Source organism: Flavobacterium phragmitis (genome assembly GCF_900112575.1).
GTDB classification, from domain to species: Bacteria; Bacteroidota; Bacteroidia; order Flavobacteriales; family Flavobacteriaceae; genus Flavobacterium; species Flavobacterium phragmitis.
Window position 1 is genome coordinate 334,338 of record NZ_FOMH01000002.1, and the last position, 19,027, is coordinate 353,364.

Consider the following 19,027-nt stretch of genomic DNA (forward strand, 5'->3'; position numbering starts at 1 on the left):
ATATGAAAAACTTTATATTATTATTTTTTGTCTTTTTTGTCTTTAAAGTACAAGGACAAACTTATACTATAAAAATTTCATATGACGCATCCTCCGATGGTTGCCACGCGGCCCGTTACAATTGGGATTTTTTAGGAGATAATAATTCAATTGATTCATTTAACAGTGGTGGAAACAGTATGAATATCTCAAGTACTAAAACATATCCGAATGTTCCAAATTACAAAAAATTCAAATTCCATTCTATAACTTCATGTACTCCTTTAAGAGCAGTTGAAGGATGTGAATCAAATGATACTTTAACTGTAACAAGCAAAAAATTACTTACTGGAAATTATTTAGGTTTTGGAGGATGTAACGGCGGTGGAGAAGTATCTTATTTTAAACCAAATGTTACTATTAGAAATTTAAATACGGCAGCTCCCAACGAAATATGTGCAGGAGCTCAGCTTGATTTAGCCGCATTTCCGGCTGGATTTCCCGGTGAAGCGTATCATTGGCAATATTCAAAAGATAATCAGGCAACATGGATAGATATTCCACTTACCATAAATGGAATACCGACTAACGATATTGCAACAACTACTGTTTATATGCAGCAGATTCTGGGAGACAGCCACACCAATTATATTGGAAAACAAATTTACTTTAGACTTGGATACGGCCAGACCAGAAATTTTACAGATGCATTGGCAATAACGTATATGGCTTGCGCACCTGTAATCGAGAGCATTGTTTATAAAGCACCGAAATGTAATGGCGATGCAATTTCGCAGTTTGATGTTACTTTTGACAGGCCTTTAAAGACTGAATTGAGTGAAGATATTTACATTATAAAGATGAAAGATGTCGATAATGGAATTGAAAGAAATGAACGTCAAAATATCACATCTATTGGCACTACACCACCTTATACTTATTCTTTTACTAATCTAGATGCTTTAGAAAAAGGCCGAACATACAGAATAGTTTATCAAACTCGAATTACAGATCCAGCTGATCCTTCCAAAAAAATCTTAAAAGGATTTATTGAATCAACTCAGACCTTTACTTATAACGAACCTCCTCCATTAACATTCGGATTGGAAGGAAATAATCCTATATGCCATAATGATACCATTTCTATTACTATTACGGCTAATGGAGGCTCAGGCGAATACTATTACTACTCTATAGATGGAGGTAATCCTATCCGTTTTACTGATAAAACTAAAGTTTCATCATCAATCGTTAATGGTGCAGTAACAGAAATAAGAACAGGCAGTCAAAAAATTGATTTGGCTACAAGTACTAAACTAGAATATGATATTATAGTCACAGATGGTAACAATTGCATTGAAAAAAAGATATCACCATGAAAAAATTATTTTTATTGCTTTTATTCGTTTTTGTCTCTCATTCCTTTGGGCAGACTTATGATATTGTTATTGCTTACGAGCGTCAGCCTACTGATGAAAAGAGACAAGAATATCTTTCAACCTATCCCCAATTTTCGCAAGAATATCTGGCTTGGGGTCTAAATGGCAACAGCAGCAGATTAGTTAAAATGAACAGCAATGATAATAGCGGCAAGACCTATATTGATAATGCCTTAGGTTATTATTTTAAAAGAACCAGCGGACCTCAATTAACCTATATAAATTTTAAAAATGTACTGGCAGAAAGTTCATTTACCGATTATTTTATAGATGTTTCAATTTACAATGCTTATGGACAGACATTGTATTCTGTAGATACTGGTGATCAAAATATAGAATTTGACGATTTAATAAATCCCGGTAAGAATCATCAGCTCATAACCACTTATGCGGGTAATTTTTATGTTCAAAGTTTTAAACCCAATGTTTCTATATTCTTACCTCCAAACAGAGATCCTGCGGGAGGGACAAAAACTATTTGTGCCAATGAACAATTTGGGGTGTTCGCTTATCCTCAGGGATTCCCAATGGAAGTATACAATTGGCAGTATTCTTTAGATAATAAAAACACATGGCGAGATGTTCCAGCCGCATTTCACGTTTCTAATCCAGATTTTACAATTTCTGACCTTTTAGGCAGTAATCACTTAGACTATATTGGTAAAACTATTTATTTTAGAATGGGATACAATTCAATGGTATTTGCAAATGGTTTGGAATTTCCATTAGTTTATTCCACATGTGCGCCTGTTGTGACTCAAGTGGAATATAATTTACCTCCACTTTGTAATGGAGATAATATTCGTGATATAACTCTAACATTCGACAGAAATTTAAAACCGGGAGAAGAATTACGATTTTTTCAGCTAAAAGCGGTAAACACTGCCACAAATTTACCAGATTCAACTCCACCTATCTTATATCCTGTTTTCAGCGAAGGTGATCCAAGAAACGGTGTAGTTACGACATTTGATGAAAAAACCTTAAACGTTTTTACGTATACTTTGTCGAATTTTAGAGGTTTGAACCCAGGAGCAACATATCAAATACGATATCAAGCTTTTGAAAACAATGCTAGCAAGGGATTTTCTTTTTCGCCAGAGGCCGATAATATAGAATACAAAGAGCCAGAACCAATTTCCTTTGAAATTAATAAGGCTAACAATCCTTTATGTGCAGATCAAACTGTAGAAATTACAATTGATGTACATGGCGGTACTGGAGATTATATATTTTATGTTGATGACGTAAAACAGACCAATCCGGAACCAGAAAAAGAACAAGATGGGTATTACCACATAAGAGGATTAACTCCCACAGCAAATAATAATATAAAAGTAACTGACAGTAATGGCTGTATTGAAAAAAACTAATCCCAAAATATGAAAAAACTTTACTTTCTTTTTATTATACTAACTTCATCTCAGATATTTTCTCAAACTACCCCTACCTACTCAGTTGATGTAGAATATTATAGATTTTCAAACGGTTGTAATAATTCTAATGTGCCCGCGCAGACAAGAAAAACTTGTGATGCCAATACTACCAGCTGGAATTTAAAAAACGGCAGTACAACAATTGCCACAGAAAACATTTCTTTATCACCAGTAACAAACACATATTCTATACCTCTTTTATCTTCGTACAGCTTATCGGCTCAGGTTTTTTGTAGTTGCAGTGGTGGCGTACCATCTGTACCGTATTATGTTTGTAGCGAATCTGCTACTCAAACCATTTTAGCTAATGGGTATACTTACAATAGTGTCACGACAAATGCTTATGGAATAGAAAGGTCAATAATGTCAGGCGGTTATGCCGGTGGTTTTTCGATTGGTCCAAGCACACAAGTTTGTATTGGTACTGTAATAGTTAAGAATTTTAGACCAAATGGCATTACAATAAGTAAAGTAAATCCTAGCGTACCTGCAGAATATATTGCGGGTCAGCAAGTAGATTTTTTTGCTGTAACACCAGGCCCTACTGGCACCAGATTTCCTGATGTAGCTTATCATTGGCAATATTCTTTAGATAACAAAGTGACCTGGATTGATGCTCCGGTTAGTATGAGCAACAGACCTAATCCGAGTTTCTCTATTAAGGATTTATTAGGAGAAATTGATCACGTTAATCACTTTGGCCCAATCGATTTTAGACTTGGTTACAACGATCGTGCTTTTACTGACCCATATAGAATAATGTATAAGCCTGGAACTGTATTAGTAAAAGACAGGACATTCGAAAACCCTAATTGTTACGAAGATGATGTAAAGAATTTGGTTGTCTATTTTGATAGAAAATTAGAAACTGGTGAAACTTTATCTATACTGCATATAGTTCCTTATCCTAAACCAGCACAAGTTACACCAATGTTAGTGCAACCAGAAGTTACCGCTTTAACTTATGATGCTGATACAAAATGGTATAAGTATAAATTTAATATACCTGCAGGCACTAATCTTGAAAATAGATACTACGTAATTGAATATCAGTCTTCAGTTAATGGAGCACCAAGAGGAACTCTAGCAATGGGAGAGCCTTTTCTATATGAAGCCCCCACACCTGTCAAGTTTATCATACAACCATTGACACATCCATCTTGCAACAATGACCTTGTCGAAGTAAAAATGAATGTCATGGGAGGAACAGGTACTTATAGATTTTATGTAGACAACACTCTAATAACCCCCACCCCAACTAAAGAGGGTGATGGCTTTTATCATATTAGAAATCTTAATCCCAACGCAGAAAACATAATAAAAGTAACTGACAGCAAAGACTGTATTGAAAAGAACATTTAAAAAACAATGATGTTTACAGACATACTGTAATATGTTAAAAAATAGATATAACTGCTTTTTTGTAAATCTATTTAATCAAAAAGATAAAAAAATAAAGCATTTGACTTGCTTTGATAAATTATAAAGCTCCAAATAAAAATATATGAAAAAACATCTACTTAAATTATTTCTTTTTATAAGTGTTGTTGGATATTCCCAAAAAGCTACAATAGGCGAATTAAACAATGGTGCTAGAAAAGTAACGTTTACAAACCCTTCGGCTATAACAATTTCTGGCACTCCATCATATACAAACGCGACTGGCGAAAGTAAAACAGATGGTAGTTTGTCTATAGAATTTAAAGGAGGAACTGGTGGATATACTTATATTTGGACACCTGCAACCCCGGCAAACTGGAATTCGTTAGGCGCTGGAAATTATACTATAACAGCTAAAGACTCTAATGGATGTTTAAGTGCTCCATATTCATTTACTATAAATGAACCGAAAAAAATTACTGTAGTTATTACAAAACCTTCGGTTATAGAATGTTTTGGAGGTAAAGGAAGTTTAACAGCAACTGCTTCCGAAGGCTTCCCATACAGTAGCACGCCTATAACTAGAACCTATTCATATACATGGTATCAATGTATTAACCAAAATGGAGACTCTCCAACTCCGATATCTAACGCCAGTGCAAATCCTGAGATTACAAATCTTTCAGCAGGTTTTTATAAAGTTGTAGCAACTGACGCAAAAAACAATACTGCAGAAGAGGTATATGAACTAAAACCAAACCCGCAAATAAATGTCACTACAGTAATAAATCATGTGAGCTGTAAAAATGGAAATGGTACTATTTCTGCAACCGTAAGTGGTGGAACTGCTCCTTACGAAATAGTATGGAAAAACAATTTGGGTGTCGAAATTACCAGTTCTAATGTTATTGCTGCAAATAATGTTCTCACTTCAACTATAACTGCTCCTGCTGGAAAATATTATTATACTGTTACAGATAATCTTAAATGTAATGCATCAACCAATAATACAGAACAAACCATAATTGAACCTGTAAATAAATTCACTGCAACACTTAATTCAAAAAAACATCCATCACCAACTAATAATAATGGCATCATAAATATTGATGTAACTGATGGATATGGCAACTATAGCTATATATGGACAAAAAATGGTTCTGTTTTCACTCCTTCAAATCCTACAGCTTTAACTGGATTAGAGAATGGCACATATAGTGTAACAGTAACTGACAAAAGACTAGTTTCAGATTTAAATGGATGTCCTATAACAATCAGCAACATAAAACTTCAGTCAATTTCTTCCACTATTAAAGTCCTTACGCCTATAAACTGTATTGGAGATACAACTACTTTAGAAGCAATGCCTGTAGATGGAAATGGAAGTTACAGTTACAGCTGGTATAAAGGAACAGATCCAACTCCAGTAAGTACAGAAAAAACTTTAGAAAATTGTGGTGCTGGAAATTACAAAGTTATTGTTTTTGATGGCGACAATTATTTTACAGCGACCCAGACATTAAATGATCCTGTAAATTTGCCAATCACTATAACAAGTGTTAACAGTACAAACGTAAATTGTTATGGGGGCAGTGATGGAACGGCACAAATTGTAGTTCATGGAGGAGTACCTGTAAATGGAGTTTATCAATTTACTTGGAACAAAGCTGGCACAGTTGTAAGTTCTAATAATAGTTCAACAATCTCAAATATCGCAGCTGGAACTTACGTGGTTACTGTAAAGGATCAATACTGTACAAAAGATGTTTCCTTCACAATCTCTTCTCCTACAAATCCAATTACTATTGGCGAACCTACTATAAATCCTGTTTTAATAAATGGACAAAGTACAGGATCAATATCCCTACCTGAACCAACCGGCGGTAATGGCGGTTATAAATACAAATGGAAAAAAGCAAATTCTTCTTTTACAAGTGATATTAAAGATATTTCTGGATTAGAAGCTGGAGACTACACTTTGGAAATTCGAGATGCAAAAGGGGAAATAGCTAACAATTCTGGCTGTATTATTAGCAAAACGTATAATGTTCCTCAAACAGATTTACTAACCGTTGAAATCAAAAGAACAAAATTCATTAAGTGTAAGGGAAATAATAATGGTGAATTAACTGCGGAAGTTGCAGGTGGTATTGGCCCATATAAATTCGCTTGGAAAAAAGGAGCAACTGACTTAAATATAAATAGTAATAAAATTTCCGGTCTGGGCGCGGGCTCTTACAGTGTAACGGTTACAGACAGCGCTAATCCTCCTTTGGGACAATTTGCTAAAGCAGAACAGCTAAACTACAATTTAACGGAACCAGACGAATTGATCGTTGAGGTAACTAATAAAATTGACGTTGCATGTTACAATGTGGCGACTGGTAAAATAGAAATAAAAATTTCAGGAGGTACTGCACCTTATACTCAAAAATGGAGTAAAAATGGTCAAGAATACACAGGTAATCTAAACGAACTTACAACTGGAACATATAATGTTGTTGTTACCGATTCTATAGGTCATGATTGTACAGCAACACTTCCACAGCCAGTAGTAATTACACAGCCTCTAAATCCTTTAACCTTGGATAAAATTATTCCAACTCACCTTACTGGTTTTGAAACTGAAAATGGAAGCTTAGAAGCAATTGTATCTGGCGGAACACCAAATTATATTTATAAATGGACAAGAGATGGCGACACTTCTTTCCTTAAAACTACAGATGTAATTACCGGTCTAAAAGCAGGTATATATCATTTGAATGTGACAGATGCTAAAGGGTGTATCCTTCCTCAGATCGATTACGAAATTACACAGCCTCCATTGCTTAGAGTGGTAAGCTTAACTCAAGCTCCAAATACAAACATTTTATGTAAAGGTGATGATTCAGGAAAATTTACTATTGAAGTTACTGGTGGTGTAAAAGAATACACGTTTGAATGGTTTAACAAGAGTAAAAATAAAAAATACACTTCCATTGAAGTTATAGGAGATACTTCAACCTTCTCAACTGCTTCAGGTTTAGAAGCAGGTGAATATGAAGTTACGGTAAAAGATCAACACAGTAATAAACTTGATGGTACCAATACATTTACCATTACAGAACCTGAGGTATTAGCTTTTAGTTATACACCACAGCATGTTTCTTGTCATGGTGGCAATAATGGTACAATTACATTGAACATCACAGGAGGAACAAAAAACTCTGATAATACAAAACCTTATACTATTGTTTCAAACGGCGGTACTATAAACAATCAAACTGGGGTTATCTCCGCCCTGTCAAAAGGAAGTTATATCGTAAAAGTTATAGATGCAAATGGCTGCCAGACTGGTGAGCAGGTTATCCAAATTACCGAGCCTGCTGAGTCTGTACACATAACAAATTCTGTTATTACTCCAACAACTGGTTTTGGGCTTTCTACAGGAAAAGTTGTGGTTACGGTATTGGGTGGAACTCCAGGATACACCTATCAGTGGAAAAATAGTTTAGGAACAGTTGTTGGAACTAATAGCCCAACTTTAAGCAATGTTCCTGCTGATACTTATACCCTATTGGTAACCGATTCTAAAGGATGTCCAACTGGAGATACTTACATAGTACCTCAGCCAACAAGACCTGCATTGACAGAAACACATTTACAAGCAAAATGTAATGGATTATTTGGATCTCTAAATGCTATTGCAACTGGAGGAGCTTCTTACAATCAGAATCAAGCAAGTAGAAGTTATACGTACAAGTTCAGAAATAAAGCTACTGGAGCTACAATTACAATAACTGGAAATACTGCAAATTTCACCAACATCGCAGACGGAGATTACAGCCTTACAGCGACAGATATTGCAGGAGTAGATTCTAATACTATTGACGTCTTATTTCAACAGCCAACTCCAGTTATCGTTAACTTGGCTTCAAAAATAGATGTAAGCTGTTATGGCGGACAAGACGGCTCTATTGCTCTTACTGTTACTGGTGGAACTCCTTTTATTGTAAATGGAACTCCAGAGTATACCTATATCTGGAAAAAGAAAAACCCTGCTACAAATCTTTATGAAAACTTTATTCCAACATCATTAAATACATTATACGAAGGAGTTTATGCAGTAGAAGTTCGTGATGCAAATTATAATCCAAATGATACAACACATTGCGTAGGTTTACTAAATGATATATTAATTAGTCAACCAGCAGATTTTGGTTTTGAAATTGATAGAATGACGTATCAAAATCCAACCGCAGCAAATGGAAACGACGGCGCTTTACATTTTGAAATTAAGGGCGGTAAAACAAATTACGAGTACAAGCTTTATAAAAAAGATGCTCTTGGAAATGAGACTGTTTTAGAAACAATCTCAAATACTTCGGCAAAAATGGTAGATTTTACAGGTCTTATCAAAGATCATTATTATGTATCTGTTCAGGATGATACTGGATGTACCAAATATACCGATTTTGATTTTACAGATAATCCTTTAACAATAACCATCAGTCAGACTCAAGTTCTAACTTGTTTTGAGTCTAATAACGGAATTTTAAAAGCTGTTGTAAATGGAGGTTTTGGTACCAAAACAATTTCATGGTACAGAAACAATGTTTTATTACCAAACGAACATAATGCAGAATTGCTAAATGTAAAAATTGGAAATTATTATGCTGTAGTAAAAGATACAAAAGCAATCGAAGTTACTACTGCTCCACTTACTGTTACACAGCCAGATCTTGTAACATTTAGTACCGTTCAAGAACCTGTAAAATGTTTAGGAGACAGTAACGGAACCATTACCATTACTGCTGCTGGAGGAAATGGAATTTTTAGATACAGATACTTTAACAACGGAACATTAGTTCAAGACTGGACCAATTTTGCAAATGCAACTTCAACAAGTATTACCGGTTTAGCAAATGGCGAATATACACTGCAGGTACAAGATACACAGCAGTGCGTAAGTACAGATGCAACAGTAAAAATTACATCACCAACTGCTTTAGAGATTATCAATATTGTAGCTGTTCCTGCAACAGGAAAAGGTTTAAGCAACGGGTCAATAAGTACAACTGCTCAAGGTGCAAACGGAAGTTACACTTACAATTGGTTTAAAGCAGACCGTTCAGCTATAAATCAAACAACTGCCAAGGCTGTAAATTTAGCTGCTGGTAAATATTACATCACAGTTACTGACGCCAAAGGCTGTACACTTAGTTCTCCTTTAATCGAAGTGACTGAACCACCTTTATTAGAAACTTCAATTAGCGTTCAAAATGTTGTTTTATGTAATGGAGATAAAAACGGAAGTATAAGACCTACTACAACTGGAGGACTATTAAAACCTGGAGAAAATTATACGTATCAATGGTTTGAAAGCGGTAATTCGAATGTTTTGTCTACAAGTACCATTTTAACCAATATTGGAAAAGGTTCTTATTATGTGATTGCGAAAGATTCTAATGGAAACTTAGCAACAAGCCAAACTCTAATTGTAACCGAACCAGAAGTTCTTACTAATGTATTGACTGCTGATTATGTACGTTGTGGGGATTTCGAAGACTGGACAATAGATGCCACCCCAACCGGAGGAACAGTGCCATACAGTTATTCTTGGAATAATGGTGCAAAAACGGCAAGTATTCAGAATGTAAAACCGGGCAATTATTCTGTTGTTGTGACAGATAATCACGGATGTAGCATTACAAAATCAATCACTTTAACTGCACCTGCTCATTTAGATGCTGCCGAAGTAATCAAAATACCAACTTGTTATGAAGGTTCTGATGCTACTATTACTGTAACTCCAATCGCAGGTACAGCTCCATATACTTATTTGTGGAATACAGGCGAAAAAACAAATAAATTAAGCAATGCTACTGCTGGTGATTATTCATTGGAAATTACTGATGCCAGAGGTTGTATCATCTTAAGAAAATATACCATTGTAAATCCACCGAAAGATGTTATTTACTTAGGTGAAGATGTGACATTGTGTTACAAACAAAGTCTTACAATAAATGGTACTATAGACGATGATAAAGCAACTTATGCTTGGACTTCTGACAAAGGATTCAAAAGTACGAATCCAATTATTACAGTTTCCGAACCAGCCAATTATACACTTGTTGTAACCAACAAATTAGGCTGTCAGGCAACCGATACTATTAATATATCAAGTCAGGAATCTGATATTAGTGCTGAGTTTGCGATGTCATCTCAAGTATTCGTAAATGAGAAATTTATCATTATCGATATCAGTAATCCAAAGGCTGATAAAGTAGAATGGAAACTGCCTGCTGAAGCTGTTATTACAACTAATAATGGAGATTATGCCGAAATGAGTTTTACTAAAGCTGGTGAATATGATATTACCATAAATACACAAAAAGGTCGATGCACGGCTTATCAAACTAAAACGATTGTGGTAACAGAAGGCGAATACGAAGATCCAGACGATACTGATTTGCAGAAAAAATTCGATGTCAAAATTTATCCGAATCCATCAAACGGAATATTTACTGTTGATGCCACATTGGATAAAGTAATGTCTGCCAGCGTAAAAATTTACAACCTAAACAATAATGTTGTATTGGATTCTAGAAATGGAAATGGAAAAGATGCCTACTCGTTCAATTTTAGTTTAAGCGGACTTTCATCGGGAATTTATTTTGTATTGTTCGAATCACAGCAAGGAACAAAACTGAGAAAATTAATTATACAATAAGCTCGAAACAACAGATCAAAAAAGTCAATTTTTTAAATAAAACAGTTCGAAATAAAAGGTCAGTCCTTCCCTATTTCATTGCCCTGAATTTATCATAATGAATTTAAAAAGAATATTATTTTTCAGCTTATTATTGTGTAATACTCTGATGTTCGCACAGAATTTCAATGTTGAAGAATTAGGAAAAGCCAAATTAGTAAACGTTTCTGGAGGTGCTTCAGCTAATGGAGTATTTTATTCCGGAAACGGTGCCAGAGAGCCATTTACCTATTTCTTAAACGGAAATATCAACGTGAATATTGCTAGTTTGTACAATATCCCGTTTTCATTTTCATATACTAATCAAAAGTTTGGCTACAACAGACCAGTACTCATGAACCGTCTGAGTATTCACCCATCTTATAAATGGATTACTGGACACATTGGAGACGTGAGTATGACTTTTTCGCCTTATACTTTAGCAGGACATCAATTTACTGGATTAGGAGTTGATTTAACACCGCAGGGAAAATTCAAAATCAGTGCCATGTATGGACGTTTAGTGCGCAGCAGTGAATACGATGCTATCAATACAGAACTTGTTCCAACCTATAAAAGAATGGGTTACGGATTTAAAACACAATATGCATTGGAAAAAATAAATTTAGGACTTACCATTTTTAAAGCAAAAGATGAGGTAAATTCCCTATCTATTCCTATTCCATTTGAATTGGGTGTTTCGCCAAAAGAAAATGCGGCAATTAGTTTTGAAACTTCTTTTAAATTATTTCAGAAATTACAAGTACAAACCGAATTTGCAAACAGCAGTATTACAGAAGACACAAGAGAGACTGGAAATACCAAAGCTCAGAATATTTCTTCTTTGCTTTTAAAATCAAATCCAACAACTACGAGTTACAAAGCATTGAAAGGACAATTGGTATATCCTGCGGGCAAAGGAACTTTAGGTTTAGGCTACGAACGTATTGATCCAAACTATAGAACACTTGGCGGTTATTATTTTAATAATGATTTAGAAAATGTTACTGTAAATGCTTCACAGACTTTATACCAAGATAAATTGAGCTTGAATCTGAATTTAGGTTTACAAAAAGACAATTTAGACAAACAAAAACAAAGTCAGATGAAGAGATTGGTTTCCTCTATCAGTGCCGATTTCAGAGCTAATCAAAAGTTGAACTTTAATCTTAATTATTCTAATTTCCAATCGTATACCAACAGCCGCAATCAATTTGATTACATTAATCAAACCAATCAATATGAGTTTTTGGATACCTTAAATTTCAGACAGGTCAACCAAAATGCTGCGCTTACTATTAATTATCTTCTAAAAAATGATAAAACTAGAAAGCAGGCTTTTAATGCCAATTTCAGCATGCAAGATGCCGTAAATCAGCAACAAGGAAAAACGGTTGCTGGAGGCGCAAGTACCTATTACAATACAGGACTTTCGTATATTTTAGGTTATCCACAGCAAGATTTAAATCTTACAGCTTCTTTTAATAGCACTATCGGAAAGCTGGATGTTGGCGATAACTTAATTTTAGGCCCCACAATTGGTGCTACAAAACAATTTTACGACAAGAAACTAAATACATCATTCTCTACCAGCTACAACAGCAGTTTTAGTAATGGAGATAAAGTAAATGATGTATTTAATATTCGTTTAAACGGAACATACATCTATATGCAGAAACATAATTTCGGGTTAAACTGCATCACACTTTTCAGCAGTTCACAAACAGTTCGAAATAATGATTTAACAGCAACTTTATCTTATACCTATTCTTTCGACAAAATAAAACTTCGTCCAAAACGAACTGAAGAAAAATCAATAACTCAAGAAGAAACTCCAGAAACCAGACTGAAAATTTCTTCAAATGATGTTGTTTTAGAAGGAACAAAAAGCGAGATTGTCAACAAACTGGAACAGCTTCAAAATGCTTTAAGACCTTTACCAGAAACTGAATTACAAAAACTGGACAAACGTTTAGACGTTGCCAGAATGACTTTGGAAGACAAAGAATTCAAAGAGAAAGTACTGGATTATCTGGATGAATATAATGCCAATAAGGAAATGGTTTCTCAATACAATAATGCACTTTACGACATTGTTCAGAAATTAAATCGGGAAATCGCGGCTAAAGACCAGCATATCGAACAAGTTTATACTGCTGCAATCGGTCGTGTCAATACAGACAAAATGCATGGTGTAAACAGTGACGAAGCTAAAGACAAAGTGGCTAAAGAGAGGTATCAAAAATTGGTAGAAAGAAGCAAAATAGCAGAAAAGCAATTAATCAACCACAGATGGATGATGAAGGAATTTGCTCTTCTTTCCAAATTACCGCAAAGCGAATTACAGAATAACGAATCAATGGCTGCTTTCAGTAAACAGGAAGTCAACAATTTCTTTGAATTAAATAAGGATAAAAAAGAAGACAAAGAAATCAGCAGACAATTAGAAGAAAAAATAATTCCGTTTTATCACCAACTGGCAGTAGAGAAAGCTGTAAACGATTCAATCGAATTAAAATATTAAAGAAGAAAAGATTTTAAAAGTATAATAGTTATAAATACACCCAAATGCTAAAAAAACTACAATTTCAACTATTCTTAACCCTTGGGTTTTGGCTTTCGGCAATAGTTTCTGGTATAGCACAGACCTATCCAGTTACCATTAGTACGCAGATTACACAGCCTTCACCGATTTACTTAAGCAATTATGCCGATGCGTCTACCATAAATAGTCCCATTAAAGTGCAGATTGCTTTAAACGATTTAACCATTTCCAATCGTCAGATTCGATTAAAGTGTTATTTCCAAGGGCAGTCTATTTCTTTAATGACCAACGATTTTGTAGTTGGAGCGCACGATCTTTTTCTAGAAGGAGGTGTACCGCTTCAGTTAACCAATGTAGATTTAGCACCTTACTTTCAGTATCAAAACCTTCTTGGAATAAATCCGAACCAATATGCACAGGCACTTCCAGAAGGTATTTATACATTCTCTGTTGAGGTTTATGACTTTGCAACGAATAAAAAGCTTTCGAAGAAAACCAGTGTAACAACTGTTGTTTTCCAGAACGATCCACCATTTCTGAATCTGCCTTTGAACAATGCTTCGATAATGCAGCAGAATATTCAGAACATTATCTTCAGCTGGACTCCAAGACAGATTAACGTGAGTAATGTGGAATATGAGTTTTCATTAGTAGAAATATGGGACAAATACACGCCTATACAAAATGCATTTGCCTACTCACCTCCTCTATTTACAACCACTACACGATCAACTACGCTGCAATATGGCGTATCGGAACCGCAATTGATTCCAGGTAAAAGATATGCTTGGAGAGTAAAAGCAAAAGCACTTTTGGGTGCAGAAGAAGTTGGTGTATTTAAAAATAATGGATTCAGCGAAATTTACTCTTTCGATTACGAAGTATTCTGTACTGCTCCTCTGGCCATAAATGTAGAAGGAATAAGCGAAAACCAGGCAAAAGTAACTTGGTCAGGAAACCTTGATAATTTTGATTATCAAGTAAACTATCGTGAAAAAAATGCCGATTCAGAATGGTATAAAATTGTTACGCCTAGAGAATCGGTTACCATTAGTAATTTAAAACCAAACACAACTTACGAATATACTGTTGGTGCTTCTTGTGATGTTGGAAAATATACCCACAGTACAGTTAAAGAATTTCAAACTCTGGTTAGAGACGAAATTGCTTTTCAAGGCTGTGGTATAAAACCAGATCCTGCCGATTTAGCCAATACTAGTCCGTTAGCAACACTTTTTCCAAACGATGTAATTGCAGCAGGAGATTTCCCTGTAGTAGTACTGCATGCTACCGGAAGCAACGGAACTTTTTCTGGAGATGGTTATGTAACCTTCCCTTTCCTTGAAAAATTCAGAAAACTAATTGACGCTGCCGATGCACTCGCCGGAAAAGACGAAAAAGGAGAATCTAAAGGAAGCATTGGCGAAAACACCCGCATCCGAATCACATTTAACAATATCGGCTTAAATACCGATTTTAAATTGATTTCTGGGGAGATTATTGCTTCTTATGATGCTGAGTGGAAAGGGATGGTTGATGGTGATCAAATTCTTACGGATGTATTTGGAAGCGATGGAAAACCTGTAGAGGGAACATTAGATTATGTTGTGAAATCAGCAACCTTAAATCCTGATGGAACTGTAACCATAAAAGGAGAAAATGGAGCAGTTACGACACTAGCAAAATCTCCTTATGAGCAAGTCTTTACCGATAAAGAGGGTAAAACAGTGACAATTCCTGCAAATGGAAAAGGAGAGCCTACTATTTCACAAGGAGCAGAAGGCGGAAAAGCAGTTGCTTCAAATACAAATGGTGTTTCGAGCAGCGGTGAAGTCACTCAAGTATCCTCGAAAGACGCAGTAATTAAATTCTCCAACAGCCTTACCGAGACTGTTAGTAATAAGTATGCCTATGACAAGATGCCGGCAAATGGAGCGCCAAAAATCTTACAGACTTACGAAACCATTCCGATGGCAGCAGGAGGCAATTATAATGTTGATTATAAAGCTGTATCTGATTTATTCAGCAAACATCAAGAAGTTGTTTATGCTGAAGCTACTTTTAAAAATGGCAAATCCCAAAAGGATATTATTTTTAAAACCAGTGCAGGAGAAAAAGTCGATTTTGAATGGAAAAATGAGACACAAGCTGAAATAAAACTGACCAAAAAATTTGAATTCGGTAAATACAGCATTATTGCGACAGTAAAAGGCAAAGAAGAAAAAAATCCGCAGGATTCTACTAAAACAATCCAAGGTAAATCTGAAATTGCAGGTAAAATAAACGTTTGGGATCTAACTAAGAAAACCCCAATTAGCGTAACATTATTGGGAATCAACGGAGTAAAAACTCCTGATAACACTGAAGCTGAAAAGTTCCTTAATGAGGTTTACAATAAAGCTGGTATTAGTTTTACTGTAACGTCTCAAAATGTACAAATTAGCGATTTACCATCTGAAATTGAATGTGGAGACAGTGATCTTTTTAACTTTTATACAGATGGTCAGATCGATATCATAACTCAAATTGAAGACAATAACGACTTCAAATATAATGAGAAAACGTATTATGTTCTCTACACCGGAAAACCTGGTTCGGAAGCATATGACGGTTTCATGCCACTTGGCGGTCAATATGCTTTTGTATTTAACAGTGGTGATTTAAAAACTGCTGCACACGAATTAGGTCATGGTATTTTTGGTTTAAAACACCCATTTTCAACAAATGCCGAATCTGACAAAACCAATCTCTTAATGGATTATGGGAATGGTACTGTCCTATCTCATAACGATTGGGATATTATTCATAGTGGAGGATGGAAATTCTATGGTTTCCAGAAGAGTTCTGCTGGGGCTTTAGCTGGAGGATATGGAATTTCCCCAAATTTTGAGTTTGTAAAAACTAAATTAACTAGTGTATATTCAGGAGATTATATTGCTGAAGATGGTTTTACATCTGGATTTAGTGATCTATTTAATGGAGAAATAGTAAATTATGTTTGGGACGATAAAGAACAAAAATATGTTTATATCCATACTGTTAATGGCGTTGAAAAGAGAGAAATTCACGCAGTTACAAAAACTGTAACTGGTAATCCATGGATTTGGTTATTTGCAAATAATAAAGGCGAATGTAACGTAGATAAAAAATATATCCGAACTAAATACGATTATATAAAATCCTTCATGAGTTCCGGAAATATATCAGGTTTACAACAATATATAAAAACGATAGTTGAGGACAAATCTAAAAAAGAAGGATTAAAAGACTCCAGAACTCAAGTTTGGGGAATCCTAGATTGTAGTTCTGACAATGGTGTTAAAGGAGGAACTGGTAATGGAGAGTATACCAATTATGTAGTTAATTTAGGTAGAAATGCTAATAAAAAATATACTGAAGATAAAACAGACGTTAATACAAAGGAAGCACATCTTTTCGATTTTGCTACAGTAATTTCAGATACAGAAAAGCAAAAAATATTAAGTCAATTAGTTGGAATTAAGGAAAATACCAAAACTTTATGTAAAATATACTTAGTTGATTCTAAGACTCCTGAAGCTAAAAAAACTGAAATAAACAATTACTTATCTTCTCTAAAAGGAAAAGAAATTGGTTTATTAATTGATTTCACAAATGCCTCAGATCCTTCGATAAAAACTTTCTTAGGAGATGGTATAGAAGGAAAAGGAACACCTGAGATGAATAAATATCTTAAGGCCTTAATTGATATATTACCAAAATTTGAGGGAACTTATACTCCTTTTAATCCATTAACTGCAATGTTAGATGGTTTAGCAGGCATTATTGGAGAAGCGAAAATTCCTATTCGTTTTTATAATCCTGATGATAAGGATTACAATCCTATTCCTGCTCAAGTTTATTCATACATAACATTTAGTGTTGTTAAGGATAAAATGAATAATTTCATCACAAACAATGATAAGGACGTAGTTAAGTACTCTGAAAGCCGTTGTGGTTTTGCGTTTACATGCGGTATCTGGAATGGTTTAGTTGGTGCTGTGGGAGGAATTCCTGAGGGAGCATCAATGGTCATCAAATTAATTACAAACGAAGATAATCAAGCTGTCAAATTATGGGATGGTTTAACTAAACTTAGCTGGTCAACAATTGGAGATCTTGCTGGAGAGCAATGGGATAAATATTCTGCAAATGCATGTATGGCATCTTATGCGACAGGAGAAGTAGGATTTGTTGTAATCTCTTGTTTTTATGGAGCTGGTGAAGCAAAAGGTTTAGCTACATTTTTCCAAACCCTAGATCGATTAGATGCTATTGGAGCAATTATGGGTAAATTTGCAAAAATTAGCAGTCCATTTATAAAAGCTGGGGTTGATAAATTTGGTAAGTTTGTAATTACGCCTTTAGCCAAGTTAGAACCAGGTATTAGTAAAAAAGTACGTGAAGCATTAGCTGCTAATTTTAACAAGCTTCTTAAAAGTTCTGACCAGTTATCTTTAAGTTTACACGCAACAGATAATGGAAAATTTATAGTTGATGGAGTTGAACATAGTCCAGAAGAATTAGGTGATTTATTAAGCAAAAAATTAAGTAAAAAGAAAGAAATAATATTACTTTCATGTAATGACTTAGGCAGTGCTAAAGCTCTTTCAGAAGCCACAGGTAAGGTTGTTTACACCACAGACGGAGCAATCACTGCTTATGAAAAAGGTATAAGACGTGCGGAAGGGACTAAATGGTATAGAGTTGAACCAAATGGTACAGCAACAAAAGTAGATACTCCTCCTGTTAACGAATGTCCAACATGTGATGGTCCAGATGGTGTTGAGATGGGTAAATCTTTCTCAGGCAATCTTGACAAAGAAGTACTAGAAGAGCTTGATAAAGTTTTAGGGGCTAAAAAACTCGCAGAACTACTTGAAATTACAAAACAATTACCAAGTACCTGGTCAATTAAAAAACTTGATGGTAAGCTTATTTTAGTCGATAATAAAGGGAAAAGATGGGCTGAAATTTTAGACAACGAAATTCATGCAATATCTGGAGACAAAGGACAAGGTTGGAATAAATTTCTAAATGTAGCTCCTCCTTTAATGAAGAAATTCAAATATGTTGTAGATAATGCAAAATATGTTTTTGAAACAGATGAATTGGGCAGAGTTAACAAAGCCATTATGGATGATCTTGATTTTGCTTCAAAAGCTAGAAATGAAGGATTTCAGCAAAAAACAAAAAATGTTAAAGATGGATTTTCTAATGATGATGGCGGTCACATATTTAGAAATGAATGGGGAGGCCCAAGTGAGCAAATAAATTATTTTTCTCAAAATGCAGTGGAAAATAGAGCTGGTGGACAATGGTATAACATGGAGAAAGCAGTATCTGATTTTAAAAGGGCAAATCCAAATGTTAAAATAAAAGCAGAAATGAAATTTAATTTTGATGGAAATAGTCAAAGACCAACATCAGTTGATGTTAAAATTTATAAAGATGGTAATTTAGACACTGAATTATCAACAAGATATAGAAACCCATAAAA

The 19,027-nt window shown here is 34.8% G+C and carries 6 protein-coding genes; all 6 read left to right on the forward strand.

What is annotated here, in order from left to right:
- The first annotated feature begins 2 nt into the window (after positions 1-2).
- The 6 genes from BM289_RS04315 (at position 3) to BM289_RS04340 (ending at position 19,025) form a co-directional block, all read left to right on the forward strand.
- Positions 3-1,358 (forward strand): hypothetical protein, encoded by a 1,356-nt coding sequence (locus tag BM289_RS04315; RefSeq protein ID WP_091491144.1) that lies wholly within the window; start codon positions 3-5, stop codon positions 1,356-1,358.
- Positions 1,355-2,791, forward strand: coding sequence for a hypothetical protein (locus BM289_RS04320; protein ID WP_091491146.1), 1,437 nt, complete (start codon positions 1,355-1,357; stop codon positions 2,789-2,791). The genes BM289_RS04315 and BM289_RS04320 overlap by 4 nt, the downstream gene beginning before the upstream one ends.
- Before the next feature lie 9 nt (positions 2,792-2,800).
- Complete coding sequence (locus BM289_RS04325) at positions 2,801-4,216, forward strand: hypothetical protein (RefSeq protein ID WP_091491148.1); 1,416 nt, start codon at positions 2,801-2,803, stop codon at positions 4,214-4,216.
- Positions 4,217-4,358: 142 nt separating this feature from the next.
- On the forward strand, positions 4,359-10,946 hold the full coding sequence (locus BM289_RS04330) for a T9SS type A sorting domain-containing protein (RefSeq protein WP_091491150.1): 6,588 nt from the start codon (positions 4,359-4,361) through the stop codon (positions 10,944-10,946).
- A gap of 97 nt (positions 10,947-11,043) precedes the next feature.
- Positions 11,044-13,488, forward strand: a complete 2,445-nt coding sequence (locus BM289_RS04335; RefSeq protein WP_143102043.1) for a hypothetical protein — start codon at positions 11,044-11,046, stop codon at positions 13,486-13,488.
- A 44-nt stretch (positions 13,489-13,532) separates the two neighbouring features.
- Positions 13,533-19,025, forward strand: coding sequence for a DNA/RNA non-specific endonuclease (locus BM289_RS04340; RefSeq protein WP_091491153.1), 5,493 nt, complete (start codon positions 13,533-13,535; stop codon positions 19,023-19,025).
- Positions 19,026-19,027: the final 2 nt, after the last annotated feature.